We start from the raw sequence: 25,637 nt of genomic DNA on the forward strand, positions 1-25,637 counted from the left end.
GTCAGCGGTCATTCTCACCGATGCGCCCGGCGACTTCCCCCCGACTGTCCGGTTGCCCGCTGATCGATACCTCCCGAACGGGTCAGCCCGTCCGCTTGGTGGCGTAGATGGACAGGTTGGTGTAGGCGGCCGCGAGCATCGGCGCCGGGACGTCGCGCTTGGCCGCCTCGGCCAGCAGGTCGCCGAGGATCGCGTCGGCCTCGACCGGCAGTCCCTGCGCCATGTCCCGGTACATCGAGGAGGTCATCGGCGCCTTCGTGGCGAGGTTGCGCTGGAACACGGCGACCGCGCCCGGCCGCGGCGCGTGATCGGCCGCGGTGGCGATCGCCATGGCCTCGGCCAGTGTGCGGGCCCCGAGATCACGTCCGCCGGGCGCCGCGTTGATCTCCCCGATGCCGGCCCGCATCAGCGTGGTGAGCGACGCCATGGTCGCGAGGAAGATCCACTTCTCCCACATGTCCTGCACGATCGTGTGCGACGGGTTCGAGTCGAACTCCTCGCCGGACAGCGCGAACGTCACCTCGGACAGCCGGTCGTCGTCGCCGCCGTCGAGCGGGCCGTAGCCGATCCGGTGCATCGGCGACAGCTGGACGATGTCGCCGTCGTCGTCGACCGTGGCCTCGACCAGGCAGACGCCGCCCCACGCCCGCTCCGGGCCGAACGCGCCCTCCAGCTCCTCGACGTGCCGCATCCCGTTGAGCAGCGGCACGATCACGGTCCGCGGGCCGATCGCCGGCGCCATGTCGATCAGCGCCTGCTCGAGCGCGTAGCTCTTCACGGCCAGCACGACCAGCTCGTACGGGCCGTCCACGGAATCCGCGGTGATCAGGCGCGGCCGCACGACGGTCTCCCCGTCGGGGCTCTTGATCCGCAGTCCGCGCCGGTCGAGGACGGCCCGCCGGCCGGGCCGGACCAGGAAGGTGACGTCCTTGCCGGCCTGAGCCAGGCGGCCGCCGAAGTATCCGCCGGTCGCCCCGGCTCCTACGAAGAGTGTCCGCATAGGCCCATCTAACTCCGGTGTTTACGGCAATCGCCGCTCGCCGCCACCGGAGATCCGTAGGGTCGCAGGTATGAGCGTGTTCGCCCGTCTCCGGATCGGCGCCCGGCTCGGCGCGGCTTTCACCGCCGTCTGCCTCTGCATGCTCGCCGCCACCGCGATCGGCGTCCTCGGTCAGCAGCGGGCGGGCACCGCCACGGAACGCCTCACCGCCGCCGACCAGATGCGGCACGGGGCGATGGTGGCGAAGTTCCGCACCGCCGACTTCGCCGGCTGGCAGACCGGGTACGCGTTCGACACGCTGCGCGGCGTGGCCGGCGCGACCGAGGACACCGTCGGCCAGCGCAAGGAGTTCCTCGCCTCCACCGCCGCCTTCCGCGACGACCTCGCCACCCTGTCGACCAAGTCGCTGACATCGGCCGAACGCGACGTCCTGACCGCGGTCGGCGGCGACTTCGAGCAGTTCATGGCCGTGGACCAGAAGATCATCGCCGGGTACCGGGCCGGCACCGAGGCCGGCGTTCGACAGGCCAACACCCTGGCCTCGGGCGAGTCGCTGGACTGGTTCGGCAAGATCGTCACCGAGATCGACCAGTTCGTGGCCCTCGCCGACAAGCAGGCGCAGACCGCCGCCGCCGAGGCGCTGGCCGCCGGCCGGACGGCCCGCACGCTCATGATCGTCGCCGGTCTGATCTGCCTGCTGCTGGCGGCCGGCGTCGCCGTGCTGATCACGCGCAGCATCACCCGGCCGCTGCGTGCCACGGTCTCCGCGATCCACACCGTGGCCGGGAAGGACCTCACCGTTCAGGTCCCGGAGGCCGGGCGCGACGAGCTGGCCGCCATGGGCCGCGCGCTCAACGGCACCCTGCGGGTTCTGCGGGACGCGTTCAGCACCATCGCCGGCAACAGTCAGACCCTCGCCTCGGCCGCGCAGCAGCTCAACGCGGCCACGGTCCGGATCGCCGACGGCGCGGACACCGCGTCGGGAAAGTCCGACATCGTGGCGGCGGCGGCCGAGGAGGTCTCGCGCAGCGTCGGCACCGTGGCCGCCGGCACCGAGCAGATGAACGCCGCCATCCAGGAGATCGCCGACGGGGCCGCCCGCGCCGCCGGGATCGTCGCGACCGGGGTGGAAAGTGCGCAGGCGGCCGGTCAGACCATCGGGCGGCTCAGCCGCTCCAGCACCGAGATCGGCGAGGTGATCAAGCTGATCACGCAGATCGCCGAGCAGACGAACCTGCTCGCCCTGAACGCCACGATCGAGGCGGCCCGGGCCGGTGAGATGGGCAAAGGCTTCGCGGTGGTGGCGGGCGAGGTGAAGGACCTCGCCCAGGCGACGGCCAAGGCGACCACGGACATCGGCGGCAAGGTCGACGCCATCCAGCAGGACACCAACGCGGCGATCGGGGCGATCGACCAGATCACCGGGATCATCGCCCAGATCAGCGAGCACTCGACGACGATCGCGAGCGCGGTGGAGGAGCAGTCGGCGACCACGGCGGAGATGAGCCGGAACGTCGTCGAGGCGGCTACCGGGTCGGGGGAGATCGCGAGGAACATCACGGGGGTGGCGAGCGCGGCCCAGGAGACGGCGCACGGGGCTGCGGAGTCGCGGGGGACGGCTGATCGGCTGGCTCAGATGTCGGAGGATCTGCGGGAGTTGGTGGGGCAGTTTCGGGTCTGACCGCTAGCCGAGCAGTTCGTCGGTGAAGCACCAGCGCCACTTCTCGCCGGGCTCGAACGAGCGCATCACCGGGTGGCCGGTCTCGTCGTGGTGGGCGGACATGTGGCGGCGGGGGGAGGAGTCGCAGCAGGCGACCGTGCCGCAGTCGAGGCATAGGCGCAGGTGCACCCAGCCGGTGAAACCGTCGGCCACGCAGCGGGGGCATCCGTCCTCGTACGCGGACTGGGGGGCCGGCTCGCCGGCCTGTGCCAGGTGCTGGCAGGTCAATCGTCACTCCGTTGCAGCTGGGACTCTTCCAGGTCTAGCTCGCGCTGGGCGCGGGTCAGCACCTCTTCGGGGATTCGGCCCTCGTTGCGGGCGACCTTGAAGACGTGCCGTTCCGCGAGGATCATCTCGCGCCGCAGCCGACCGTACGCCGCCGAGGGGGTTTCCTGCTGCTGATTGCCGAGCCGTTCCCACGCGTTGTTGGAGCGGCTCTCGGTCAGTGCGCGCAGGCGGTCGACCACCTCGGCCGGGGCGCCGTCGGCACTCCTCTCGAGCGCCTCCAGGGCCGCCCGGCTGGCCTGATACTGCACGCCGGCCTCGGCCAGCGCGTCGGCGGCGCTCGAGTCCTGCCGCACGCCCAGGCGCACCGCGAGCCAGGGCAGGGTGGTTCCCTGCAGCAGCAACGTGAAAACGATCACGGCGAACGCCACGAAGATGAACAGGTCCTTGTTGTAGTCGCCGCCGCCCTTGTCGGGCAGGGTCTGCGCGGCGGCAAGGGTCACGACGCCGCGCATGCCGGCCCAGGCGATCACGGTGGGCACGCTGGGTGGCGGCCGTTCCTCGCGGTTCCGGATGCGCGGGATCAGCCGTACGAGATAGGTGGCGGGATACATCCAGATGAACCGCACGGCGACGATGGTGCCGATCACCGCGGCGGTGATCGCCACGGTCGTGCCCACGCTCGTCGTGATGCCCTCGCCGATGCTGCGCAGCTGCAACCCGACCAGCAGGAACACCACGCCCTCGAGGAGGAACGTGATGAGACGCCACACCGCCTCCATCTGCAGCCGCGACGTCGGCGACAGCAGGTACGGGATGCGGTGGCCCAGGTAGAGCCCGGTGACCACCACGGCCACGACGCTGGAGCTCTTCAGCTCCTCGGCCACGATCACCACCACGAACGGCGTGAGCAGCGAGACGGCGTCGTCCAGCAGCGGGTCGAGGATCTTGCGGTGCAGCTTGGCCGCGGCCACGGCGGCGACCAGCCCGATCAGCACGCCCCCGCCGGCCTTGAGCGCCACCTGCCCGACGATCGGCCAGAACCCGACCGCGGTTCCGGCCAGCGCGCCCGCCGCGATGCGCACGATCACCAGCGCGGTCGCGTCGTTGAGCAGGCTCTCGCCCTCGAGGATCGTCACCACCCGGCGCGGCAGGCCGACCCGGCGGGCGATGGCCGTCGCCGACACCGCGTCGGGCGGTGCCACGATCGCGCCCAGCGCGACGCAGGCGGCGTACGGAACCCCGGGAAGCAGCCAATGCACCACCGTGCCCACCGCGAACGCAGTGACCAGCACCAGGCCGACCGCGAGAAGAAGAATCGGGCGGATCTGCCGGCGGAAGGCCGGCACCGACGTCTGCAGCGCGGCCACGTAGAGCAGCGGCGGCAGGATGCCGATCAGCACCAACTCGGGCTTGAGATGCGCCTCCGGGAAACCCGGGACGTACGACAGGCCCAGGCCCGCGACCAGCAGCACGAGCGGCGCCACGAAGCCCAGACGGCGGGCCAGAGCCGCGCCGAGAACGGAGATCGCCACCAGCACGACCACGTCGACGATGCTCCCCATGCAGGGAAGCTTAAAGAGTTGAGCACCCCTACTCACGCCGGGGACACGGCGGGTGCGGAAGGCTGTCGCCCATGAATGTGGGGATCACCGGGATCGCGTACGCCCTGCCGGCCCGCGAGGTGCCGACCGCCGAGCTGCAGCGCAGCGTGGCGGTGGCCAGTGGGCTGATGCTGCCGCCGCGGATGTTCGAGCAGGCCACCGGCATCAAGCGCCGGCGGATGGTCGCCGACGGGGAGTACGCGTCCGACCTGGCGATCGACGCCGCCACCAAGGTGCTGGCCGACACCGGCGTCGACCCGCTCGACGTCGACCTGCTGCTGTTCGCGAGCGCCACCCGGGACATGGCCGAGCCGGCCACCGCGCACGTGGTGCAGGCGGCGCTGGGCAGCCGGGCGCACGCGCTGGACGTCACCAACGCCTGCAACAGCTTCCTCAACGGCATCGACCTGGCCCGCTCGATGATCCTGGCCGGCCGGGCGAAACGGGCGCTCGTGGTCACCGGCGAGACGCCGACCCGGGCGATGCGGCCGCGGCTGGACGGGCTGGCCCAGGCGCGCACGGCGTTCGCGGGCTTCACCTTCGGCGACGCGGGCGCGGCCGTGCTGGTCGAGCCGGTCGCCACCGGCGGCATCGTCGACGTCGACGCCGAGACGCACTCCGAGCACTGGTCGGCCGGCGGCATCTTCGGCGGCGGCTCCCGGCATCCGCGCGGCGACGAGCACACCTATTTCACCGGCGACGGGCACCGGCTTCGCCGGATCTTCGAGACGATCGGCGCCGGCCTGTTCGAACGGGTCGCGCTCCGCACCGGGTACGGGTGGGGAGATTACGCGCGCGTGCTGGTTCACCAGGTCACGCTTCCCTACCTAGATCATTTCGTACGCGTGACAGGCGTGCCCAAGGACAAGTTGGAAGTGACCGTCGATGAGCTGGGTAACACGGCCTCGGCGTCGCTCGGGGTCCAGCTGGCCCGGGTCCGCCCGGCGCTGGAGACCGGAGACCGGGTACTGCTGGTCGGCCTCGGCGGCGGCGTCAGCCTGATGACCATGGTCTGGGAGGTGTCGTGACGGCGCCGCTCTGGGTGATCGTCCCGGCGTACAACGAGGCCGCCCGGATCGGCGACACCCTGCGAGCGCTGGCCGCGCAGACCGACACCGACTTCACGCTGCTCGTGGTCGACAACGGCTCGACCGACGGGACCGCCGCGCTGGCCCGTTCCTTCCGCGGCCCGTTCCCGACCGAGGTGCTGGTCGAGACGGAGAAGGGGGTGGGCTGCGCGGTCGACACCGGCTTCCGGCACGCGATCGCCAACGGCGCCGTGCACCTGGCCCGTACCGACGCCGACTGCCTGCCCGCGCCCGGCTGGGTGGCGGCCGCCCGGCGCGCGCTGGTCCGGGGCGGGGGCCTGGCCTGCGGCCGGATCGTGGCCCGCCGCGACGAGCACGGCCCGGTCGGGCGGGGATTCTTCCGGGCGCTGGTCGGGTTGGCGGCGACGTTCGGCCGGCTGCGCCCCGCCCACCGCGGCGAGCAGTTCCTGGCGCCGTACCGGATGCACGCCGGCAACAACATGGCCATCACCGCCGACCTGTACGAGGCCTGCGGCGGCATGCCCCGGCGGCCTTCCCCCACCGACCGCACGTTTCTCAACCGGGTGCGGCGCACCACCGCCGCGATCGTGCACAGCCGGCACATGGTGGTCGCCAACTCCACCCGGCGCCTGTCCGCGTACGGCATCGTCGGGACGGCGAAGTGGTACCTGGACCGCGGCAGCGGCTCGCGCACGGCGGACCCGCGCTGATGCTCGACGAGCTCATCGCCGGCCTGCGCGAGGAGGACACGCGTCCGGCCCTGGCCGGCCGATGCACGCGCGGCGAGCTGGCGGGCCTGACGCATGGTTACTCGGTCGCGCTCCGCGAGAAGGGTCTCGCTCCGGGCGACACCATCGGTCTGGCCGTACGCCCCGGAGCGCGCTCGCTGGCGACGATGCTGGCCGCGTACCGGATGGGCCTGCGCATCGCGGTGCTGGACCCGACCGCCGGCCCGGACGTGCTGCGGGCCCGCCTCGCCCTCGCCACGCCGCGCCTGATCCTGGCCGACGCGGCCGCGCAGGCGGTGGCCGGCCGGCTCGCGCCGCTGGCCCGCCGCGCGCACCTGGCGCTGCCCGCCCTCGACACGCTGGCCCCGGTGGTCACGGTGGGCCGTCGCCTGCCCGGCGCGCCGCCCGCGCTGCGCCCGCTGGCCGGGCCGCTGCCACCGGCGTACGACGGCGACGGAGACGCGGTGATCGTCTTCACCTCCGGGACGACGAGCCGGCCGCGCGCGGTCGTGCACACCCGGCGGTCCCTGTCGGCCGGGATGACGGCGGTGCGCGACCTGGTCCGCCCGCTGCCCGGCGTCCCGGTGCTCGGCGGCACGTTCTTCGTCCTGCTGCCGTCGCTGGCGAGCGGCGCCCCGGTGGCCCTGCCTGCCCGGCGTGGCCTGGGCCGCCAGATCCGCAACCTCGATCCGCAGGCCACCTACCTGACGCCGCCACACCTGCGGGCCGCGCTGGCCGGCGGCGTGCGCTTCACCGGCCGGGTCTACAGCGGGTCGGCCCCGGTGAGCGCCGCCCTGCTCGCGTCGGTGCGGGCGGCCGGCGCCCGCGAGGCCTGGGGTGTCTACGCCCTCACCGAGGTCTTCCCGGCCGCCGCGGTCGAGTCGGCCGAGAAGGCGGCCTTCACCGGCGAGGGCGATCTCGTGGGCGCCCCGCTTCCGGGCGTGACGGCGTCGGTCGACGCCGGCGGCCAGCTCCTGCTGTCGGGTCCCACCGCCGCCGGCCGCTATCTCGGCGAGCAGCCGTTCGCCCAGGTGGCGACCGGTGATCGGGGTCGTGTGGAAGACGGCCGGATCGTGCTCGGCGGCCGCCTGAAGGACATGATCCTGCGCCGCGCCGAGAACATCTATCCGGGCCTGTACGAGCCGTCCCTGCACATCCCCGGCGTCGAGCTGGCCCTGCTCGTCGGCGTCCCGACCGGCGACGGCGACGAGCGCGTGGTCGCCGTGATCCAGCCCGCCGCCGGCGCCAGTGAGGCCGGTCTTCGGGTGGCCCTTCGCGATCCGCTGGCCCGGATGGGCGCGGCCCGCCCCGACGCGGTGATCTTCGCCCGCATCCCGCTCGCGGGCCGGTCGCGCAAACCGGACCGCCGAGCCACCGCCCAGCTGGCAGCGAACGCATGACCGCCGCCCGGGCGCGGGACCGGCGCGTCTATCTGCTCAGCCACCCCGTGCTGTTCGCGCTGCTCGCGGCCCTGCGGCGCAAACCGGTGCGCCGGCTGGGCGGCACGCTCCTGGTCCACGACCGGGAGGCCTACCTCGCGGCGCTCACCCGGATTCCCTTGGACCGCACGGCCGAGGGCACCACCGGCGGCGCGGTCGACCGGCTGGCGGGGGCGGGCGGGCTCTTCGACCAGCAGGGCGACGACCATCGCCGCACCCGCCGCGACGTCGCCGAACGGCTCGGCGCGGCCGGGGTCGAACGGCTCCGCCCGATCTGGACGCGGCTGCTCGACGAGCGCCTCGTGCCCCTCGCCGATGGGCACCCGGTCGACCTCGTGCCGCTGGCCGCGGAGATCGCCGGAGTAACCGCGGCGGCGCTGCTGGACCTCGACATGGACCCGCTCGAGTTGGCCGCGGCGGCCCGGCGGGCCGGGGCGACCGCCGCCCGCGCCCATCTGCCCGGGCTGGGCCGGCGGCGGGCCGAGATCCGCGCCGAGGCCGCGGCGAGGCGCCTGCTCGCCCTGGTCACGGCCACCGGGAAACCGGACCGCCCGCCCGGCGCGAGCGAGGCGGGCGACCGCCACGACCCGGGCGACCGCCACGACCCGGACCGCCGCCGGGACGCCGGGCTGGCGGCGACACTTGCCGTCGCCGCGGTGAACACAACCGTCGCCGCGCTCCCGCGGGCGGTGGCCTGGGTGGCCGATGACGGGCTCTGGGCGTACGCCCGGGACAGCGTGCTCGTCGATGAGCTGCTGCGCGTCACCTCGCCCACGCCGCTCCTGCCTCGCGTGGCCGCCGCCGGAGGCGAGATCGCCGACGGCTGCCCGGTGCACGCGGGCGACCGGATGCTGCTGATTGCCCGGCATGCCGCGGACGCCCACCGGCGCGATCCCGATCCGCGGAATCCGGCGCCGGCGCGGACGGCTCAGCTCGTCTTCGGGGCCGGGACGCACGCCTGCCCGGGTGCGCGGCTGGTCCGGCGGCAGCTCGGCGATCTCCTGGAGGCGCTCGCCCCGCACCGGCCGGTCGTGGTGCGGGCGCGCGTCGATCGCCGATCGGCCCTTCCGGGCTGGCGCGAGCTGGTCGTCCAGGGGACGGTATGAGGATCGCGATCACCGGGGCGAGCGGTTTCTGCGGCGGCGTGGTCGCCCGGCTCGCGGCGGAGAGCGACGCCGACGTGGTCTGCGTGGGGCGGCGTCCGGGGCCGGTCGGGAAGCACCTGTTCTGGGACGCCGCGGCGGGCGAGCCCGATCTGGGCGGGGCCGATGCCGTCATTCATCTCGCGGCGGCGATCGGCGATCCGCGGCCGGGGCGGCGGACCGAGGAGGCGTTCCGGCGGGTCAACGTCGACGGGACGAGGCGGCTCATGACGGCGGCGGCCGGACGGCCGGTCGTCTGGGTGAGCAGCGCCTCGGTGTATCGGCCGGGGCCTTACCGCGAACCCGTGCGGGAGGATCATCCCGCCGATCGGCAGCGCACCGCTTACGGGCGTACGAAATCATCGGGTGAGAAAATCGCCCTGGCCGGCCGGGCGGTGGTTTTGCGGCCTCGAGCGGTCTACGGCGAGGGTGACCCCCATCTGATGCCGCGGCTGCGGCGGATCGTTCGCGGCGGACGCGCCTGGCTGCCCGGCCCGGATGTGCCGCTGAGCCTGACCGCGGTGGAGAACCTCGCCTCCGCCTGTCTCGCGGCGATCGGCTGGCCGCCCGGTGCCTACAACATCGCCGACGACATGGTCTACCGGCGTGACCGGGCGGTGGCAAGCGTGCTCGGCGTGCCGGTGCGGCACGTGCCCTTGAGGATCGCGCGCGGGATGGCCCTGCTCCCGGGCCGGACCCTGACCCGGTACGGCATCGACCAGGTCACCGACGGGATGGTGCTGGACATCGGGAAGGCCCTGTCCACCGGCTGGCGACCGGAAATATCGCTTATGTCGTCGTAATCACCGGCGAGCGGGCGACCGTGGCGGCCTGGGTGCCGTCGCGGCCGAGAATCGTGGTGACGGCGTCGACGGAGAAGACGTAATTGGTCTTGGGGTCGAGGCCGGTGACGGTGGCGGTGAGGAAGCCGCAGCCGGTGCCGGGGGTCACCACGGTCCAGCCGACGTCGCGCTGCTGGCCGACGGTCAGGCTCTGGGAGATCGCGGTGATGCGGTACTCGACCAGGTAGCCGCCGCCGGGGTTGTAGAAGGTGACGGCGGCGCTGGTGCTGGCGGGCACGACGGTGGCGCCGGCGATGCCGTGCGAGGTGTCCGGCGGGCAGCCCGGCGAGCCGGTCGGCGTGGCGGTCGCGCTCGACGACGGCAGCGGCAGGAAACCGGTGGGGAAGGTGCTCGGCGTGGCCGTGGCGCCGGACGGAGCGGGCGACGGCGTGGCGCTGCCGGCGACGGTGACCACCCACGGCGAGCCGCTCGGGCTCGGCACCGGGCCGGCGACCGTGCTCGCCTTGCAGCCGCCCAGCACGAGCGGCGCGAAGATCAACATGCCCAGCCAACGACGGCGCACCGGCCACCCTCCCCCGTTCGGATGTCGGGGGTCAGATCGGCCGGGGGCTCAAGATCCTTAGGCCGACTCTCAGGCCGCGCGGAAGTGAGTGCGAGCTCGGGCGGCCAGGTCCCGGGTGGCGGCGGAGGTGACCCAGGCCGCCTTCTTGGCGAACATGCGCCGCGCGGCGTGCAGTCCGGCCATCTGACCCAGCCGGAAGCCGAGCTTCATCATCACGCCGGTCAGCGGGCGGTCGGCCACGTCGGTGAACAGGCGGCTGGCCCGCTCGCGACCGGCCGCGACGCCCAGCGCCAGGCGGGCCGGCTCGGCCGCCTTGTGCACCCGCTGGAGCACCATCAGGTCGATGGTGCGCTCGGTGGCGGCCGGGTCGTGCCCGTACGCGGCGGCGACGTGCAGCACCATCCGCGACTGGGTCCAGGCCAAGACGCCCACGTCGAGAACGGCGCCGGTCAGGCCGGTCGCGCCCGAGACCGAGCCGGAGATGCGGGACAGCGTGGTGAACCGTCGCACGGCCAGCGCGGCAAGAGCATCGGGCGTGATGTCCGGATTGTCCAACCGACAGCGCTCGGCCCACTGGGCGGCCTCGGGCCCGAGGCGGCGCACCGCGTCGAGGGCGAGGTGCTCGGGCGCATACTGCGGGTCGGACTTCATGCGCGACCAGAGCGTGCCGGGGGGCGCGATGGTCTCGGGAATCGGCTCTCTGACGGGGATGGCGGATTCGCTCATCAGATCGCTCCGTAGGGGGGATGGGGAAGGATCCTGATCCATTGTGGCGTGCACATGCACGTGCAGGCGAGGGGTGCAGATGATTTTGTGTCCGGGCTGAGACCTTGATCGCCCTCTGGCAAGATCACAGGTCGGCCGGAATGAACCACGGACCGCCGTTGTTACCAGCAGTTACCCGCTTTTGTGCACAGGAGGTCCTCGACGTGCTCGAACCGACCGAGCTCTACGAGTTGGCCGACGACCTGCCGGCCCTGGACGAGCCGGTGCTCGTCCAGGCGCTCACCGGGTTCGTCGACGCGGGCAGCGCGATCCAGCTGTTCCGCGAGAATCTGCTGGAAAACCTGGAGAACAGGGTCGTCGCGACCTTCGACCTCGACCAGCTGCTCGACTATCGCTCCCGCCGCCCTCCGATGATCTTCATGGAGGACCACTGGGAGTCCTACGAGGCGCCCAGCCTCGCCCTGCACGTCATGCGCGACCAGCTGGGCCGCGAGTTCCTCATGCTCGCCGGCCCCGAGCCCGACCTGCAGTGGGAACGCTTCATCGCCGCGGTCACCGGCCTGCTCGACCGCTTCGGCGTCAACCTGACCGTCGGCCTCAACGCGATCCCGATGGCCGTGCCGCACACCCGCCCGGTCAGCGTCACCGCCCACGCCACCGACCAGCGCCTGCTAGGCGACCGCGAGTCGTGGCTGCAGCGCGTGCAGGTCCCGGCCAGCGTCGGCAACCTGCTCGAGTTCCGCCTGGGCGAGGCCGGCAAGGACGCAATGGGGTACGCGGCCCACGTCCCCCATTACCTGGCCCAGACGAGCTACCCGGCTGCTGCCGAGTTGCTGACCGACTCGGTCTCGGCCAGCACCGGCCTGGCCCTGCCCACCGGCGAGCTGCGGAAGGCCGCCGAGATCGTCCGAGCCGACATCGACAAGCAGATTGCCGACGACGAGCAGGCCGCGCGGTTGGTCAGTTCGCTGGAGGCGCAGTATGACGCCTTCCTGCGCGGCCGGGAGAACAACCTGCTCGCGGAGTCGGATACGCCGTTGCCTACCGCGGAGGAGCTGGGGGCTGAGCTGGAGCGGTTCCTGGCTGAGCAGACTCGGGATGATGGGTAAGACCGTGGGGCTCCGCCCCACACCCCGGCCGCGCTCGGAGATCAGCCTGGCGGTTTGGTTGCGGTGGGTGGGGTGATCTCCTCGCGGCGGCTGCCGTAGGGAATTGCAAGAAGGGGTGGGACGCAACCAAACACCGGTTGCATCCCACCCCTTCTTGCAATGGGGCTTGGCTGCCGTCGCGAGGAGATCACCCCCCGGGGTCCCTCTTGGGCGGCATTCGCCGCCAATCAAAACCCCGGCGTCTGCGTGGTTGCGGTGGCGGGGTTTGGGGCAGCGCCCCAAGGCCTCAGGCAGCAGAGTATCCGCGAGCATAGCCAGCAACGCCCCCGCCGCGAACGCCCCCGTAAGCCCACTGGCCGGGTCCAACAGCGCATATCCCGCCGCCGCCGACACCGCGATCACCGCGGTCCACATGAGCAGCACGCGCCGCTGCGCCCAGCCCGCCACGCGCAGGCCGCTGCTCGACGACATGCCCTCCGGCAGATTGGACAGCAGGACGCCGACCGGGAGCGACACGCTCACGCCGCCCTGCAGCACGGTCAGGCCCAGCACGAACGACTCGGGGATGCCGTCGAGGATCGAGCCGAGCACGATCGCGATCGCCGAGCCGCCGGCCCGGGCGCCGTCGGGATCCTTGCGCTCGCCGGCGCCGCGGCGGGTGAGCAGCCAGTCGCCGGCGGCGAAGACCACGGCGCCGACCAGCACCAGCAGGCCGACCCAGGCCCACCGAGCGGGTGTCCAGGGCCGTGTCGATCAGCTCGAGGGAAACCGAGCCGAGCAGTACGCCGCTCCCCAGCGCCATCACGACGGCCATCACCCGGCGGCTCGGTGTCAGCCGAAAGGCGATCAGCAGCGCTGACGCCCCGAACGCGCCCCACAGGAAGGCCGCCGTCACGCTTGATTTATCGGCGCCCGGCCAGCATGAAGTCGAGGGCGACCTGGATCTGCGCGTCCCAGTAGCCCCACTCGTGCTCGCCGGGGCCGAACTCCGCGTCGAGCTTCACGCCGGCCGCCGTGCACGCCGTGACGAACCGCTCGTTCTGCTTGACCAGGTGGTCCTCGGTGCCGCAGCGCAGCAGCAGCCGGGGCAGCGCGTCGGGGTCGGCGGTCTTCACGAGGTGCAGCAGGTCCTCGTCGCCGCCGGCGACCTTGCGGTCGGGGAAGACGCGGGAGACCAGGGCGCGGATGTGCGGCCTCAGATCGAATTCCTGGATGTACGCGAGATCCACCGCGCCGGAGAGGCTGGCGGCGGCCGCGAACCGGTGCGGCTCGCGCAGCGCCCACTTCAAGGCCCCGTAGCCGCCCATCGAGAGCCCGGCCACGAACGTGTCGGCGCGCCGGGTCGACACGTTGAAGAACCGCTCGACGGTCGCCGGCAGCTCCTCGGTGAGGAAGTCCCAGAACCGCATGCCGTACGCCTCGTTGGCGTAGAAACTGCGGTGCACCTGCGGCATGACCACGGCCAGGCCCTTCTCCGACGCGTACCGCTCGATCGAGGTGAACCGGGTCCAGGCCGTGTCGTCGTCGGTGAGCCCGTGCAGCAGGTAGAGCACCGGCGTCGGCGAGGCACCCTGCTGCGGCAGCACCACGGTCATCGAGGTGTCCAGTTCGAGGGTCTCGGCGGCGAAGTCGACGCGGATCAGGGCCATCGGCTCAGGTTGGCACACCATGACTATGCCCGGTGGGTATACCCGATGGGTATAGTCCGGCGCATGACGGTGTCGTACGCATTGCTCGGGCTGCTCAACGAGGCCGATCGCCACGGCTACGACCTCAAGCAGTCCTACGACCGCCGGTTCGGCGCGACCCGGCCGCTGCGCTTCGGACAGGTCTACCGCACGCTCGCCCAGCTCGAGCGGGACGGGCTGATCGCGGTCGCCGGGGTCGAGCCGGGCGCCGGCCCCGAGCGCAAGCGCTACTCGATCACGACGGACGGGGTGACGGACTTGGAGCGCTGGTTGTCCGAACCGGAGGATCCTCAGCCGCAGTTGCAGACCGTGCTGTTCACCAAGGTGGTGGTGGCGCTGCTCTCCGGCCGATCCGCCGATGTCTTCCTCGAGGAGCAGCGCCAGCGGCACCTCGCCGTGATGCGCGACCTCACCCGGCAGCGGCGCGAGGCGTCGCTGCGTGACGGCATGCTCATCGACTACCAGCTCTTCCACATCGAGGCCGACCTGCGCTGGATCGAGCACGCGGCGGGCCGCCTCGACACCCTCGCGGAGGAGATCAAGTTATGACTTCCCTGCTGAGCGGCCACGGGCTGCACAAGAGCTTCGGGCCGATCCCGGCGCTGCGCGGCGTCGACCTGGAGGTGGCCGCGGGCGAGGTGCTCGCGGTGATGGGTCCCAGCGGCTCCGGCAAGTCCACGCTGCTGCACTGCCTGGCCGGCATCCTCGCGCCCGATGCCGGCGAGGTGACCTTCGACGGACGGCGCATCGACAAGCTCCTGGATGGCCGGCGCAGTCGGCTCCGCCGTACACAATTCGGATTTGTCTTTCAATTCGGCCAGCTCGTCCCGGAACTCACCCTCCGGGAAAACATCGCACTCCCCCTGCTGCTCGGCGGCCGGGGCCGACGGGGGTCGGTCGCCGCGGCCGGGGAGTGGATCGAGCGGCTGCAACTCACCGATTCCGCCGACCGGCTGCCGGGCGAGGTCTCGGGCGGGCAGGCGCAGCGGGTGGCGCTCGCCCGGGCGCTGATCGCGGGGCCGCGCGTGGTCTTCGCCGACGAGCCGACCGGCGCGCTCGACTCGGTCGCCGCCGACGAGGTGATGGAACTGCTGGTCACCACGGCCAGGGCGGAAGGCGCGAGCGTCGTCGTGGTCACCCACGAGCCGCGGGTGGCGGCCTTCGCCGATCGACAATTGACCGTACGGGATGGCAGAGCGGTTCTCCCGGCGGTGGCGCCATGACCATCCTCCTCGGGTTCCGGCTGGCGCTCGCCGGCGGCCGCGAGGGGCTGGCCCGGGCGGCACTGGTCGCGGCCGGCATCGCCACCGGCGTACCGCTGATCCTGCTCGCGCTCTCGGCCCTGCCGATCATGCAGAACCACATCGACCGGCTGGCCTGGCACCGCACCACGGCGACCAGTCCGGCGACGGCGCCCGATCACGCGATGTGGCTCGCGGTCACCGACCGGTACGCGGGGCAGGACATCATCCGGGTGCAGGTCGCGGCGCTCGGACCGCGGCCGCCGGTGCCGCCGGGGATCGCGCGGCTGCCCGGGCCGGGTGAGCGGGTGCTCTCCCCCGCGCTGGCGTCGCTGGTGCGGTCGGTGCCGGCCGATCAGCTGGGCGACCGGTTCCCGGGGCGGGACGTCGGGCAGGTCGGGCCGGACGGGCTGATCGTGCGCGGGGAACTGGTGGCCCTGGTCGGGCGCACGCCGGCCGAGATGCTCGCCATGCCCGGCGCGATCGAGATCGCCGGGATCGAGCAGCCGGGGCTGCGGCTCGACCTGGCCGGGGTGTGGGGCGTCCTCTTCGGACTGATCGCGGCGCTGGTCGTGGGGCCGGTGGCGGTGTTCGTCGCGATGACCGTGCGGGTCGGCGGGCCGAGGCGTGACCTGCGGTTCGCGGCGGTGCGGCTGGCCGGGGCGACCCGGTTGCAGACCGCGGTGCTGGCGGCGACCGAGACCGTGGTCGCGGCCGTCGCGGGGACGCTGCTCGGATGGCTGCTGTACGTCGGGTTGCGGCCGGTGGCGGCCGGCATGATCACCCTCGGCCACGGGTCGGCAATCTTCACGTCGGACGTGGCGGTGCCCGTGGTGCCGCTGATCGTGGTGCTGGCCGGGGTGCCGGTGCTGGCGGTCCTGACGACGCTGGTGGCGCTGCGGCCGGCGCAGATGACGCCGCTCGGCGTACGGCATCGGCGGCGCCGGCGGCCGCCCAGCGCGTGGCGGCTCGCGCCGATCGTGGTCGGGCTCGCGGGGGCTTGGTACTCGTTCGGTGCGGCGAATGATCCGGACAAAGTCGACGATTCTTTGGCGCAGGCGACCCTCGGGCAGATATCGATGGTGTCCGTGCTGATCACGCTGATCGGGTTCTTCCTGACCGGGGCGTGGGTGTGCATGTGGGTCAGCCGGGGGATGGCGCGGGTGAGCCGGAGCGCGCCGACGCTGATCGTGGCGCGGCGGATTGCGGCCGACCCATACAGCACGTTCCGGATGGTCGGCGGGGCGGCCGTGGCCATGTACGTGGCGACGGGCGTGGGCTTCTCGGTGGCGGCGTCGTCTTCTTCCACGCCGCCGACAACCCTGGATCGCGGCGTGGTCGCCGTGCACACGCAGGGTGTCGCGATTCCGGCGCTCATGACGGGTGACGCGGTCGTGGCCCGGGTGACGCCCGGCCAGATGATCGTCGTGTCCTGCTCGGACCTGGCCCGGGTGACCTCCATGTCCTGCCCGCTGCCGATCTATCAGGAGGGCGGCGCGGACGACCAGGTCTATCTGCGGGCCGAGGACCTATTCACGCTGCCGTACCCGAATCCCACCTCGGCCGACACGGTCTTCCAGCCTCAGGGATTCTCGTCGCCGGGGCCGTTGACCTCGTCATTGCCGGTGCAGACGGTGTTTGTGCGGACCGACGGGTCGACCGCGGCCGAGGAACGGGTGCGGACTCTGGCGGCGGGCGCGGTGCCGCAGTCGCGCAGCAAGGTGAGTGCGGACCTGGCCGGGGGCTCGGGGTGGACCGGGGTCGCGGACATTCTCCCGTACGCGATGGTCTTCATCTTGATTCTCACGGCGTGCAGCCTGACCGTCTCGGTGATCACCGGGGTGCTGGAGAGGCGGCGGCCGTTCGCGCAGCTGCGGGCGTCCGGCGTGTCGCTCGGCGAGCTGCGGCGGATCGTGCTGCTGGAGACCGGGGCGCCGCTCGCCGTCACGCTGCTGCTGGGGGTGGGGCTGGCCGTGCTGCAGTCACTGATCCTCATCGCGCCGTCGGACTGGATTCTGCCGAGCGGGCGGTTCCTCGCCGGGCTGGCGGTGGGGGCGGTGGCGGCCTATGGGGTCTCGCTGATCGCGTTGCCGTTCATGTCGTCGGCGACGCGGCTCGACGCCGTGCGCTACGAGTAGGCGTGGCCCCGGCGTCGGCCGGGGCCACGTTGTCCCGTCTTACAGCGGCTTTTACTGCCGCTCTTACTGCCGCTCTTACTGCCGCTCTTACTGCGCTCTTACTGCCGCCAGACCCAGATCTGGTCGCCGAGGCCGTTGCAGGTCCATTGGATTGCCTGGGTGTCATTGGCGGGGTTCCCGGCCGGGATCGCCAGGCACTTGCCGCTGTTGTAGTTCCTCATGGTGTAGGCCGGCGGAAAGACGCCGAGGTCGCTGGTCAATTCCCATTCCTGTTCCGCGTGGCTGGACAGGTAGTCCCACAGGATGGCGCCCCCGCCGTTGTTGGGGTTGCCCCCGCTGATGGCCAGCGCGTACTGCGACGAGGTGCCGGCGTTACGGAACGAGACCAGCGGGAAGCCGGCGGGAGAGGTCCCGCGCTGCACCACCAGCCACTGCTGCCCCTGCGGCGTCCCGCTGACCTTCGCCGGCTGCTGGACGACCGCGCCCTTGGCGGTGGTCCGGCCCTGGAGAACCTTTCCCGTCGTCCAGTTCTCCAGCCAGATCCACCCGGGCGCCGGATTGGCGTGTGCCGGCGCCGGGGCCGAGTTCACCACCACGGCCGTCGTCAGGGCCATCAAGGTCGCTGTTGCCATTGCTCGAATGCGCATGTTTCCCCCGTGTCGGTCGCTGTCCATTTGAGACAGTCAATCTCGGGGATCATGCTGGTGCGCTCGCGATCTTGTCAACGGCGGGCGGCCACCACTCGCTCGATCCGCGCGGCGGCGCGCGCGCCTTCCGCGGTCACGGCCGATCCGTGGTGTCGATGATCAGGTCGGCGCGGTCGCGGGTGCCGTCGGTGGCGAAGAACTGCTCCTCCTCGGCCATCCACTTGCGCCACAGCTGCTCGGCGCCGGGGAAGGAGCTGTCGCGGGCGAGGCCGCGCGCGAGTCGCAGCGGGGCGGGCGCCTCGACCCAGACGGCGTACGCGAGGCGGCCGATCGTCTCGCGGCGGGTGCAGGTGACGCCCTCGACGATCACGGTGGGCGACCAGGGCTGGGTCTTCCAGGCGCCGAGGGTGTCGCCGTACCAGTCCGTCCAGTCGCGTGTCTGGTACGTGGCATCCTCGCCGCGCAGCAGCGGCGCGAGCACCTGGGCGTCGAAGCGCGGCCACCAGCCGGCGAAATTGCCCCAGCTCACGAAGTCGTCGATCTCGATGACGGGCGCCTTCAACGCCGCCGCGAGCCCATGGGACAGGAAGCTCTTGCCCGCGCCGCTCGGCCCGTCGATGCCCACGATGCGCACGCCACCGACCCCGTCCCGCGAGGCGACGGCGGCGGCGACCTGATCAACGAGATCCACGCGCGCAGCTTATCCAGAGCGGCTTGGGAATGTCGTACCCGTCGATTAGAATGTGTGTACTAAAAGGGGCCGTGACCTGCGAGGAGATCAACGTGACCGCGCCTGTAATGTCCGAATCTGTTGCTGTCATCCCGCCCTACGCGACCATGCTCGGCTTCACCCGCTACGTGACCCGCACCGGCCCCGCGAAGGCCACGTTCGTCGGCGGTCTGCGGCGCGCCCGCGAGCGCCGCTCCGGCTTCAATCCGCACGGTCAGTTGGTCAAGGCACTCAAGGCCGACATCGCGTTCCGCACCGGCGGGAGCTACCTCAACGGCGTCACCGATCTGGTGAAAGACCGGTGGAAGCCGCTGTACGAGTCGGTCAGCGCCGGCGCCTTGACCTACCTGGCCTCGCTGGGCGACCCCGAGCAGGTCAGCCTCGCCCAGACCCGCGACGCCGTGGCCTCGGTCGGCCCGCTGGCCGTAAAGATCAACCCCCACTTCGGCCTTCGGTACGAGGACGGCCGCCGCGAGGCCGTGCGCCTGCACTTCGACGAGGCCCCGCCCACCCCCGAGGCCGTCACCGCCACGCTGCACCTGATGGCCGGCCACATGGACCAGATCCTCCCGAACGCCGAACCGGTCCTGGTCGACCTGCGCCGAGGCGTAACCCACCGCATGGACCCGGCCGTCAAGCCTTCCGACATCGAAAGCTGGCTGACCGGCGAGGCGGCCGCCTTCACCGCCATGTGGTCCACCGCGGCGGCCTAGCTCCCACCCGTCACCCCCGAATCCCGCGGCCGCCCCACCCACCCCGGGGCGGCCGCGGCACACCACCGCCGCCGGGGCGGCACCGCGCGGGCGGCCGTGGTGCGCCCCTCGCCCGGGCCATCCTTGCGCGACCGCACGGCGACGCCGACTGGGCCGCCCCCGACCAAACGGCCACGAGCCGACCACTCGCCTCAGCCGACTAAGCCCTCGCCCAGGCGACCCCGGCGCGACCGCACGGCGACGCCGACTGGGCCGCCCCCGACCAAACGGCCGCGAGCCGACCGCTCGCCTCGGCCGGCTACACCCCACGCCCAGGCGACCCCGGCGCGACCGCACGGGGACGCCGGCTGGGCGGCCACCTCCCGCCCCGCCCGGCCGGGTGCGGGGCGAGCACAGCGACCGCCGCCGCGAGCGTGGCTGACCGTCGCTGGCTGGGCTCGCGATGGATCGGGCCGGTGTTATGCCGCGTCGGCGGTGGTTTGGGGCTCGGGGTCCGTGGGGGCGGCGTTGGCGGCTCGACGGGCGGCTGCTGTTCGGGTGTTGCGGGTCAATTTGGCGGGGGTGCCGGCCGTGGCCAGGCCGAAGGTGGGCATGTTGCCGTACAGGGCCTCGAAGCCGCCGTCGCGGACCAGGTAGGTCTCGTGCCAGATGCCGACGTCGCCGCTGTCGCCGACCACCTTGTTCCAGCGCTTCCAGGCCGGGTGGTGCGGGAGGCGGGCGTCTCGGGCGAATGACTCGAGCTGCTCCACGCTGCGCCAGTACTGAACCAGGATCGGGCCTCGGGGGCCGATCCACGACGTGAAGTGCATGAGGCCCAGTTCCTTGCGGCGCATCAGCTCGCGCAGCATCGGGCCCATCGCGGCGGCGACCGGGATCCACTTGTGGAGTTTCCACGGCTTGTTGATGCGCATGCCGATCAGGAAGACCACGAAGTCGCCGTCCACCTCGGCGGTCGTGTAGCCAGGAATGACCTTGCCCATCTCGACTCCCCCATAGATTTGGATAGCGGTGCTATCTGCTTTAGATAGCTACACTATCCACTCGAAGGGCGGTGATCGCAAGGTGCGAGTGGGAGAGCTGAGCCGGCGCAGTGGGGTGCCGATCCCGACGATCAAGTTCTATCTGCGGGAAGGGCTGCTGCCGCCGGGTGTCGCCACCGCCGCCAACCAGGCCGACTATGACGAGGAACACCTGCGGCGACTGCGGCTGATCCGGGCGCTGATCGACGTCGGCGGGGTCACGGTCGCGGGGGCCCGGGAGGTGGTCGCGGCGCTGGGGACGCATGCCGACGATCCGCTCGATCTGCTCGGGGCGGCGCAGACCGCAGTCGAGCCGCGGCACCGGCCCGACCGGGACACGCCGCAGTGGCGAGCCGCGCGCGAGCGGGTGACCGCGCTGATCGCCGACCGCCGGTGGCTCATCCACCCCGACTCGCCGGCGATCGACCTGGTGGCCGACGCTCTGGCCGCGGCCGACTCGCTCGGGGTCGACGAGCTGCTCGACAAGTTCGGCGAGTATGCCGACACCGCCGACCGGATCGCGGCCGTGGAGGTGCGGGCGGTGCTGGACCGGCCCGACCCGGCCTCCCGGATGGAGCTGGTCGTGCTGGGCACCGTGCTCGGCGAGGCCCTGCTCACCTCCCTGCGGCTGCTCGCCCACCAGCACGAGAGCGCCCGCCAGCTCGGCGGGGGGTGAATTCCGGGAATCGCTCAGGTGCGAATCAGTTGCGGACGATCTGCTCGTTGTATGACACAGCGAGGGGGCGCTCCGTTATGCACGGCATGAAGACCATCACCGCGATCCTGACCGCGACGGGCGCACTGCTGACCGCCCACCCGGCCCCGGCACAGGCCACGCCGACGCTGCAGAATCTCGTGGCATATGTACGCAACGGGGACATCTACGTCAGCAAGGGGACGGCCGAGAAGCGGCTCACCACGGGCGGTGGGCGATCCCGGCCGCGCTGGTCGCCGGACGGCAAGCGGATCGCCTACCTGACCGGTGCGCAGCTCTGGACGATGAACGCCGACGGCAGCGGTCCGCGCCGGCTGACCACGCGAGCGGCGGCCGGGCCGTCGTGGTCGCCCGACGGAAAGTGGATCGCATTCGCCTCTCTCTCGTGCAGCGGCGGGCCGGGCGTCTACCGCATCGCGGCCGGCGGCGGGACGCCCGAGGTGCTGTTCCCACGCGACTGCCGGGGCGAGGAGCTGCCGCCCGAGCCGGCCGGCAACGCGCGGCAGGGCACGCCGACCGACCGAGCCGGCACCGCGCAGGCGGGCACGCCGACCGACCGAGCCAGCAACGCGCAGGCGGGCACGCCGACCGACCGAGCCAGCAACGCCCGGGCGGGCACGCCGACCGACCGAGCCGGCACCGCGCGGGCGGGCGCACTGACCGACCGGGCCGTCACGGCTCGGGTGGGCACATTGACCGACCGGCTGCGTACCGACGACGCGGTGGCCTGGTCTCCGGACGGCACGAAGATCGCTTTCCGGGGTGGCGAGTGCGAGTCGATCTACGACGCGTGCCTGAGCGTCGGTACGGTCACCACCGGCGGCGAGCAGACCGTCGCGGCGTACGGCGGGGGCAGTCTGCAGACGCAGGGCTTCGCGGTGGTGCCCACCTGGCGGTCGGACGGCGCCCGGCTCGCCTGGACGGCGTACCAGCAGGGCGAGACCACGGCCGACAACCAGCCGCTGCACCTCGTCGAGTTCGACCCGGCGACCCGCGCCCAGCGCATGGTCGGCGCGGCGCTCGACCGGGAGCTGGCCTACCTCGACACCAATCGCGCGGTCGTCACGTCCCAGTACCGCGGCGGCTCCTGGCTGACCGTGGTCGGGCTCGGCGACGGGTCGCGGCGGCTGTTCCACTCGGGGTCGCAGCCAAGCGTGCGGCCCACCCGCTAAGACGACGCGCGAGGGTGCCGAACAGGGAGTAGACCGGTGGCAACCTGGTTGCCATCCCGCATGTCACCGATGGGGGATTCGCGATGACCGTCTCCGGCCTCGGCTCGGCGCATACTCCGCGCACGCCTGTGACGCCGACGAATCGGGCGCCGCGCGCGGAACGGGCCCACCGCAACGACTTCGACCACCTGACCGTCGCCGACCGAGAGCTGATCTTTCAGGCGACCGGACAGCGTGTCGGGCCCGGTTTCGACCCGTCTCGGGAGCCCACGACCAGCTTCGCGGCGGCGCTGGCCGCCGAGCGCGCGGCGACCCGACTGGCGCCGGGACAGCCCGTGACCGCCGTCTACCTCAAGGACCTCAACCGCCGCTTCGACCGCTCCGGCGGCGCCAACCCGATCGGCCCCTACCTCAGCAAGGCCCTCGACTACCTCTCCCGCAGCGGCCCACGCCGGATCGACGTCTCGGCGTAGCTACGCTGGAGGCCGATGACCACAGATCACCGGCCGATCCGCACCTTCCACCCCCGCCGGGGGCGGATGAGCGCCCGCCACGCCGACGCGCACGCCGCCCTCTGGCCGCGCCTGGGCCTCACCGTCGAGGACGGCGACCGGGCGCCGCTCGATCTCGCGGCGTTGTTCGGCCGCGAGGCGCCGGTCGTGCTCGAGATCGGTTTCGGCATGGGCGACGCGACCGCCGCCATGGCCGCGGCGGATCCCGGCCGCGACTATCTGGGCGTCGAGGTCCACACCCCCGGGATCGGCAATCTGCTCGCCCTGGTCGCGGAGCAAGACCTTCATAACGTACGCGTGGCACGCGGCGATGCGATGGAGCTGGTGCACAGGATCGCCCCTGGGTCGCTCGACGCGGTCCTGGTGTTCTTCCCGGATCCGTGGCCGAAGGCCCGCCACCACAAGCGCCGGCTGATCCGCCCCGGCAACGTGGCCCTGCTGCGCGACCGCCTGCGCCCCGGCGGCCTGCTGCACTGCGCCACCGACTGGCCGCACTACGCCGAGGCGATGGCCGCCACCCTCGACGCCGACCCGGGCCTGCGCCGCGCCGACGACGACCGCGCAGGTCACGCCGCGACCGACCGCTCGGGCGACGGCGAGGACGAGCGCGCGGGCCGCGCCGAGGCAGACCGAGACGGTCGCGTCGGGGGCGATCGGGCGGGGCGGCCCGAGACCAAATTTGAGCGGCGGGGAGCGGCTGCGGGGCGCCCGATCGCGGATTTGCGGTATCTGCGTCGCGCGTGACCGCGTACCCCATGGTTTGCCGGTTTTAAAGGGTTTTCGCCTTTAGGCTGGAAAGCCGGAGGTCAGGTCATGCGGCGAAAGGACCCCGGCCTGGATGCCGGACTGGCGTGGGGTACCCGGGTGGCGACGCTCCCGGGCGGGGTCGACTGGCGGCCCGGCGTGCTCGAGGAGGGCCTGCTGAGCACCTCGAACGAGCTGCACCGGGGCGTGCTCACCAGCGGCGCCGCCGACCAGCTCGCCGCCCTGGTCGCGCGGGCCGCGCACGCCCGGGTCGGCCTGATCCACTTCGTCCAGGGCGGCCGGCTCCGGCTGTACGGCGGGTGGGGCCTCTCCGGCTCCTGGGACGAGGTCGCGGACGTGCCCGTCGAGGAGTCGCTGGGCGCGATCGTGCTGCGCAACGACGCCCCGGTGCTGGTGGCCGACCTGTCCGCCGACGACCGGGTGCCACCGGGACAGCGCGGCGCCTACCTCGGGCATCCGATCCGCGACCAGCACGGCGCCGTGGTCGGCATCTGCTGCGCCTGCGATCGCGGGCCGCGCGCGTGGACCGCCGACGAGGTCGCCGCCGTCGCCGAGGCCGCCCAGGTCTGCACGCTGCTGATCACCGAGCAGGTGGCCCGGTACGAGATCGACCAGCAGCGCCGCTTCCTCGACGCGGTGCTCGACAGCCTGCACGACGGGGTCACGGCCTGCGACGCCGACGGGCGGATCGTCTTCGTGAACGAGCGGATGCGGGCGATGTGGGGCGCGGCCGGCCTCCCCGACGACCGGCTGCCGGACGGGCTGACCGACGCCGCCGGCCGGGTGCTGTCCCGCGACGACCTGGGCGTGTTCCGGGCGTTGCGCGGCGACCACCTGCGCGACGAGGAGGTGATCCTGCACGGTTCGGACCGGCGCACCCGGCACTACCTGGTCGACGCGCACCCGATCACCGGGCCGGACGGGCACACGGTCGGCGCCGTGCAGGCCGTGCAGGACGTGACCCGGCGCCGACGGGTGGAGCGGTTTCGCACCTGCGAGCTCGCGGTCATCACGGCCCTGGCCGAGGCGCCGAACATCGAGGCGGCCGGCCCGCGCGTGCTCGAGGCCGTGGTCGGCACGCTCGACTGGGTGCACGCCGAGCTGTGGCTGGTCGACGAGGCGGCCGCGGTGGTGCGCTCGGCCGCGCGGTGGAGCGCCCCCGGCTGGCAGGCCGACATCGACGTGCCGGTCGACCTTCCCTACGGCACCGGATTGGCTGGACGGGCCTGGCAGGTCGGCAAGCCCCTGTGGATCCGCGACGTCGGGAAGCCGCAGAGCCTGATCTCCGAGGAGACGGCCAAGAGCTCCCGCCTGCACGCCGCGCTGGCTGTCCCCGTACGGGAGGGATTTGAGACTCTTGGGGTTTTGACGGTCTTTGCCGACACGGTCGAGGACCCCGAGGATGAGCTGCTCGCGCTGATGTCGGGGATCGCCGCGCACATCGGGCAGTTCGTGGAGAAGCGGCTCGTCGAGGACCTGCAGCGACAGCTCGACCGGTCGAAGAACGAGTACCTCGCGCTGATCGGGCACGAGCTGCGCACGCCGCTGACGTCGATCAGCGCCTACACCGAGCTGCTGCGGGAGGCGGACGAGCACACGCTGGTCACCGAGGGCCCGCGGCTGCTCGAGGTGATCGACCGGAACACCAACCAGCTGCGGCACATCATCAACGAGCTGATGGAGCTGTCCGCCCTGGACGCGGGGCACGCCGATGTGCAGCTCGCGCCGATGGACCTGGCCGAGGTGGTGCGCGACTCGCTGGCGAAGGCCCGGGCCGCGGTGCACGGCGCGCCGCTGGTGATCGAGGACGAGCTGCCCGAGCACCTGGTGCTGCCGGGCGACCGGAAGCGGCTGCGCCAGGTCGTCGACAACCTGCTCGGCAACGCGGTGAAGTACAGCCCGGACGGCGGGCACATCGGCGTGACGCTGAAGGCGACCGGGCGCGCGGCGGAGCTGGCCGTCTCGGACACCGCGCTGGGGGTGTCGACGGACGAGCGGGAGAAGATGTTCACCGGGCTCTACCGGACGAGCCGGGCGCGCGACAAGGCGATCCCGGGGACCGGCCTGGGCCTGACGCTGAGCCGCGCGGTGGTGAACCGGCACCACGGCAGCATCGAGCTCGTCGAGCAGGCGGGCTCGGGCACGACCGTGCTGGTGCGGTTGCCGCTGGATGCTCGTTGATTTCTACAA

The 25,637-nt window shown here is 72.4% G+C and carries 26 protein-coding genes; 17 read left to right on the top strand and 9 right to left on the bottom strand.

Features of this window, described 5'->3' with window-relative positions:
• Positions 1-82 precede the first annotated feature (82 nt).
• The gene (locus A3CQ_RS0145995) at positions 83-1,000 is read right to left on the bottom strand and encodes a ketopantoate reductase family protein (RefSeq protein ID WP_020517738.1); all 918 of its coding nucleotides are present in this window, start codon (positions 998-1,000) and stop codon (positions 83-85) included.
• 70 nt (positions 1,001-1,070) lie between these two features.
• Between A3CQ_RS0145995 and A3CQ_RS0146000 the strand changes: the two genes are divergently transcribed.
• Complete coding sequence (locus tag A3CQ_RS0146000; protein WP_020517739.1) at positions 1,071-2,681, top strand: methyl-accepting chemotaxis protein; 1,611 nt, start codon at positions 1,071-1,073, stop codon at positions 2,679-2,681.
• Between the two features lie 3 nt (positions 2,682-2,684).
• On the opposite strand, the gene A3CQ_RS0146005 is transcribed toward A3CQ_RS0146000, so the two are convergent.
• Both A3CQ_RS0146005 and A3CQ_RS0146010 read right to left on the bottom strand, forming a co-directional pair.
• The gene (locus A3CQ_RS0146005; protein WP_020517740.1) at positions 2,685-2,948 is read right to left on the bottom strand and encodes a UBP-type zinc finger domain-containing protein; all 264 of its coding nucleotides are present in this window, start codon (positions 2,946-2,948) and stop codon (positions 2,685-2,687) included.
• The gene (locus tag A3CQ_RS0146010; protein ID WP_020517741.1) at positions 2,945-4,510 is read right to left on the bottom strand and encodes a Na+/H+ antiporter; all 1,566 of its coding nucleotides are present in this window, start codon (positions 4,508-4,510) and stop codon (positions 2,945-2,947) included. The genes A3CQ_RS0146005 and A3CQ_RS0146010 overlap by 4 nt, the downstream gene beginning before the upstream one ends.
• Positions 4,511-4,581: 71 nt before the next feature.
• Here A3CQ_RS0146010 and A3CQ_RS0146015 point away from each other — a divergent pair, with 71 nt between their 5' ends.
• Genes A3CQ_RS0146015 through A3CQ_RS0146035 form a run of 5 tightly spaced genes read left to right on the top strand, consistent with a single transcriptional unit; the run spans position 4,582 to position 9,710 of the window.
• The gene (locus tag A3CQ_RS0146015; RefSeq protein ID WP_026206937.1) at positions 4,582-5,577 is read left to right on the top strand and encodes a 3-oxoacyl-ACP synthase III family protein; all 996 of its coding nucleotides are present in this window, start codon (positions 4,582-4,584) and stop codon (positions 5,575-5,577) included.
• Positions 5,574-6,308 (top strand): glycosyltransferase family 2 protein, encoded by a 735-nt coding sequence (locus tag A3CQ_RS0146020; protein ID WP_020517743.1) that lies wholly within the window; start codon positions 5,574-5,576, stop codon positions 6,306-6,308. The genes A3CQ_RS0146015 and A3CQ_RS0146020 overlap by 4 nt, the downstream gene beginning before the upstream one ends.
• Entirely contained in the window at positions 6,260-7,726 is a 1,467-nt protein-coding gene (locus A3CQ_RS0146025) for a class I adenylate-forming enzyme family protein (protein ID WP_020517744.1), read from the top strand. The genes A3CQ_RS0146020 and A3CQ_RS0146025 overlap by 49 nt, the downstream gene beginning before the upstream one ends.
• Positions 7,723-8,871 carry a cytochrome P450 family protein gene (locus tag A3CQ_RS0146030; RefSeq protein WP_020517745.1) on the top strand — a complete coding sequence of 383 codons (1,149 nt, stop codon included), beginning with the start codon at positions 7,723-7,725 and terminating at the stop codon, positions 8,869-8,871. The genes A3CQ_RS0146025 and A3CQ_RS0146030 overlap by 4 nt, the downstream gene beginning before the upstream one ends.
• The gene (locus A3CQ_RS0146035; RefSeq protein ID WP_020517746.1) at positions 8,868-9,710 is read left to right on the top strand and encodes an NAD-dependent epimerase/dehydratase family protein; all 843 of its coding nucleotides are present in this window, start codon (positions 8,868-8,870) and stop codon (positions 9,708-9,710) included. Before A3CQ_RS0146030 ends, A3CQ_RS0146035 begins: the two co-directional genes overlap by 4 nt.
• Here the strand turns inward: A3CQ_RS0146035 and A3CQ_RS0146040 are convergent.
• Complete coding sequence (locus A3CQ_RS0146040; RefSeq protein WP_157297136.1) at positions 9,697-10,272, bottom strand: fibronectin type III domain-containing protein; 576 nt, start codon at positions 10,270-10,272, stop codon at positions 9,697-9,699. The genes A3CQ_RS0146035 and A3CQ_RS0146040 overlap by 14 nt on opposite strands.
• Positions 10,273-10,341: 69 nt before the next feature.
• Complete coding sequence (locus A3CQ_RS0146045; protein ID WP_020517748.1) at positions 10,342-10,998, bottom strand: hypothetical protein; 657 nt, start codon at positions 10,996-10,998, stop codon at positions 10,342-10,344.
• Positions 10,999-11,201: 203 nt separating this feature from the next.
• Here A3CQ_RS0146045 and A3CQ_RS0146050 point away from each other — a divergent pair, with 203 nt between their 5' ends.
• Together A3CQ_RS0146050 and A3CQ_RS0146055 are read left to right on the top strand one after the other, a co-directional pair.
• A complete protein-coding gene (locus tag A3CQ_RS0146050; RefSeq protein WP_020517749.1) occupies positions 11,202-12,107 on the top strand; it encodes a proteasome assembly chaperone family protein in 906 nt (301 codons plus the stop codon).
• Between the two features lie 412 nt (positions 12,108-12,519).
• Positions 12,520-12,966 (top strand): hypothetical protein, encoded by a 447-nt coding sequence (locus tag A3CQ_RS0146055; RefSeq protein WP_020517750.1) that lies wholly within the window; start codon positions 12,520-12,522, stop codon positions 12,964-12,966.
• A 43-nt stretch (positions 12,967-13,009) separates the two neighbouring features.
• On the opposite strand, the gene A3CQ_RS0146060 is transcribed toward A3CQ_RS0146055, so the two are convergent.
• Positions 13,010-13,756: an alpha/beta hydrolase gene (locus A3CQ_RS0146060; protein ID WP_020517751.1), complete on the bottom strand. Its 747-nt coding sequence runs from the start codon at positions 13,754-13,756 to the stop codon at positions 13,010-13,012.
• Between the two features lie 63 nt (positions 13,757-13,819).
• On the opposite strand from A3CQ_RS0146060, the gene A3CQ_RS0146065 reads away from it, so the two are divergent.
• Genes A3CQ_RS0146065 through A3CQ_RS0146075 form a run of 3 tightly spaced genes read left to right on the top strand, consistent with a single transcriptional unit; the run spans position 13,820 to position 17,174 of the window.
• On the top strand, positions 13,820-14,344 hold the full coding sequence (locus tag A3CQ_RS0146065) for a PadR family transcriptional regulator (RefSeq protein ID WP_020517752.1): 525 nt from the start codon (positions 13,820-13,822) through the stop codon (positions 14,342-14,344).
• Positions 14,341-15,018 (top strand): ABC transporter ATP-binding protein, encoded by a 678-nt coding sequence (locus A3CQ_RS0146070; protein ID WP_020517753.1) that lies wholly within the window; start codon positions 14,341-14,343, stop codon positions 15,016-15,018. Before A3CQ_RS0146065 ends, A3CQ_RS0146070 begins: the two co-directional genes overlap by 4 nt.
• Entirely contained in the window at positions 15,015-17,174 is a 2,160-nt protein-coding gene (locus A3CQ_RS0146075) for an FtsX-like permease family protein (RefSeq protein WP_020517754.1), read from the top strand. Before A3CQ_RS0146070 ends, A3CQ_RS0146075 begins: the two co-directional genes overlap by 4 nt.
• A 98-nt stretch (positions 17,175-17,272) precedes the next feature.
• On the opposite strand, the gene A3CQ_RS58315 is transcribed toward A3CQ_RS0146075, so the two are convergent.
• Positions 17,273-17,806: an RICIN domain-containing protein gene (locus tag A3CQ_RS58315; protein ID WP_157297138.1), complete on the bottom strand. Its 534-nt coding sequence runs from the start codon at positions 17,804-17,806 to the stop codon at positions 17,273-17,275.
• 148 nt (positions 17,807-17,954) lie between these two features.
• Complete coding sequence (locus A3CQ_RS0146085) at positions 17,955-18,512, bottom strand: uridine kinase family protein (RefSeq protein WP_020517756.1); 558 nt, start codon at positions 18,510-18,512, stop codon at positions 17,955-17,957.
• Positions 18,513-18,598: 86 nt separating this feature from the next.
• Here A3CQ_RS0146085 and A3CQ_RS0146090 point away from each other — a divergent pair, with 86 nt between their 5' ends.
• Positions 18,599-19,264, top strand: a complete 666-nt coding sequence (locus A3CQ_RS0146090) for a hypothetical protein (RefSeq protein ID WP_370657644.1) — start codon at positions 18,599-18,601, stop codon at positions 19,262-19,264.
• Between the two features lie 458 nt (positions 19,265-19,722).
• Here the strand turns inward: A3CQ_RS0146090 and A3CQ_RS56405 are convergent, their stop codons facing one another.
• Positions 19,723-20,244: a DUF4188 domain-containing protein gene (locus A3CQ_RS56405; protein ID WP_020517758.1), complete on the bottom strand. Its 522-nt coding sequence runs from the start codon at positions 20,242-20,244 to the stop codon at positions 19,723-19,725.
• An 88-nt stretch (positions 20,245-20,332) separates the two neighbouring features.
• Here A3CQ_RS56405 and A3CQ_RS0146100 point away from each other — a divergent pair, with 88 nt between their 5' ends.
• From A3CQ_RS0146100 to A3CQ_RS0146120, 5 genes are all read left to right on the top strand, one after another.
• Positions 20,333-20,959 (top strand): MerR family transcriptional regulator, encoded by a 627-nt coding sequence (locus A3CQ_RS0146100; protein ID WP_211216808.1) that lies wholly within the window; start codon positions 20,333-20,335, stop codon positions 20,957-20,959.
• Between the two features lie 86 nt (positions 20,960-21,045).
• On the top strand, positions 21,046-22,170 hold the full coding sequence (locus tag A3CQ_RS0146105) for a PD40 domain-containing protein (protein WP_026206941.1): 1,125 nt from the start codon (positions 21,046-21,048) through the stop codon (positions 22,168-22,170).
• A gap of 83 nt (positions 22,171-22,253) precedes the next feature.
• Positions 22,254-22,643, top strand: a complete 390-nt coding sequence (locus A3CQ_RS0146110) for a hypothetical protein (RefSeq protein ID WP_020517761.1) — start codon at positions 22,254-22,256, stop codon at positions 22,641-22,643.
• A gap of 15 nt (positions 22,644-22,658) precedes the next feature.
• Positions 22,659-23,426, top strand: coding sequence for a tRNA (guanosine(46)-N7)-methyltransferase TrmB (trmB, locus tag A3CQ_RS0146115; RefSeq protein ID WP_020517762.1), 768 nt, complete (start codon positions 22,659-22,661; stop codon positions 23,424-23,426).
• Between the two features lie 69 nt (positions 23,427-23,495).
• On the top strand, positions 23,496-25,628 hold the full coding sequence (locus A3CQ_RS0146120) for an ATP-binding protein (protein ID WP_020517763.1): 2,133 nt from the start codon (positions 23,496-23,498) through the stop codon (positions 25,626-25,628).
• Positions 25,629-25,637 lie beyond the last annotated feature (9 nt).

The organism is Paractinoplanes globisporus DSM 43857 (assembly GCF_000379645.1).
Taxonomy (GTDB): domain Bacteria; phylum Actinomycetota; class Actinomycetes; order Mycobacteriales; family Micromonosporaceae; genus Actinoplanes; species Actinoplanes globisporus.

What these genes read in the sequence shown, in the direction of transcription:
- A3CQ_RS0145995 (WP_020517738.1), bottom strand. Translation starts at nt 1,000, where the DNA reads ATGCGGACACTCTTCGTAGGAGCCGGGGCGACCGGCGGATACTTCGGC.
- A3CQ_RS0146000 (WP_020517739.1), top strand. Translation starts at nt 1,071, where the DNA reads ATGAGCGTGTTCGCCCGTCTCCGGATCGGCGCCCGGCTCGGCGCGGCT.
- A3CQ_RS0146010 (WP_020517741.1), bottom strand. Translation starts at nt 4,510, where the DNA reads ATGGGGAGCATCGTCGACGTGGTCGTGCTGGTGGCGATCTCCGTTCTC.
- A3CQ_RS0146015 (WP_026206937.1), top strand. Translation starts at nt 4,582, where the DNA reads ATGAATGTGGGGATCACCGGGATCGCGTACGCCCTGCCGGCCCGCGAG.
- A3CQ_RS0146030 (WP_020517745.1), top strand. Translation starts at nt 7,723, where the DNA reads ATGACCGCCGCCCGGGCGCGGGACCGGCGCGTCTATCTGCTCAGCCAC.
- A3CQ_RS0146035 (WP_020517746.1), top strand. Translation starts at nt 8,868, where the DNA reads ATGAGGATCGCGATCACCGGGGCGAGCGGTTTCTGCGGCGGCGTGGTC.
- A3CQ_RS0146045 (WP_020517748.1), bottom strand. Translation starts at nt 10,998, where the DNA reads ATGAGCGAATCCGCCATCCCCGTCAGAGAGCCGATTCCCGAGACCATC.
- A3CQ_RS0146055 (WP_020517750.1), top strand. Translation starts at nt 12,520, where the DNA reads ATGAGCAGCACGCGCCGCTGCGCCCAGCCCGCCACGCGCAGGCCGCTG.
- A3CQ_RS0146060 (WP_020517751.1), bottom strand. Translation starts at nt 13,756, where the DNA reads ATGGCCCTGATCCGCGTCGACTTCGCCGCCGAGACCCTCGAACTGGAC.
- A3CQ_RS0146065 (WP_020517752.1), top strand. Translation starts at nt 13,820, where the DNA reads ATGACGGTGTCGTACGCATTGCTCGGGCTGCTCAACGAGGCCGATCGC.
- A3CQ_RS0146070 (WP_020517753.1), top strand. Translation starts at nt 14,341, where the DNA reads ATGACTTCCCTGCTGAGCGGCCACGGGCTGCACAAGAGCTTCGGGCCG.
- A3CQ_RS0146075 (WP_020517754.1), top strand. Translation starts at nt 15,015, where the DNA reads ATGACCATCCTCCTCGGGTTCCGGCTGGCGCTCGCCGGCGGCCGCGAG.
- A3CQ_RS58315 (WP_157297138.1), bottom strand. Translation starts at nt 17,806, where the DNA reads ATGGCAACAGCGACCTTGATGGCCCTGACGACGGCCGTGGTGGTGAAC.
- A3CQ_RS56405 (WP_020517758.1), bottom strand. Translation starts at nt 20,244, where the DNA reads ATGGGCAAGGTCATTCCTGGCTACACGACCGCCGAGGTGGACGGCGAC.
- A3CQ_RS0146105 (WP_026206941.1), top strand. Translation starts at nt 21,046, where the DNA reads ATGAAGACCATCACCGCGATCCTGACCGCGACGGGCGCACTGCTGACC.
- A3CQ_RS0146110 (WP_020517761.1), top strand. Translation starts at nt 22,254, where the DNA reads ATGACCGTCTCCGGCCTCGGCTCGGCGCATACTCCGCGCACGCCTGTG.
- trmB (WP_020517762.1), top strand. Translation starts at nt 22,659, where the DNA reads ATGACCACAGATCACCGGCCGATCCGCACCTTCCACCCCCGCCGGGGG.
- A3CQ_RS0146120 (WP_020517763.1), top strand. Translation starts at nt 23,496, where the DNA reads ATGCGGCGAAAGGACCCCGGCCTGGATGCCGGACTGGCGTGGGGTACC.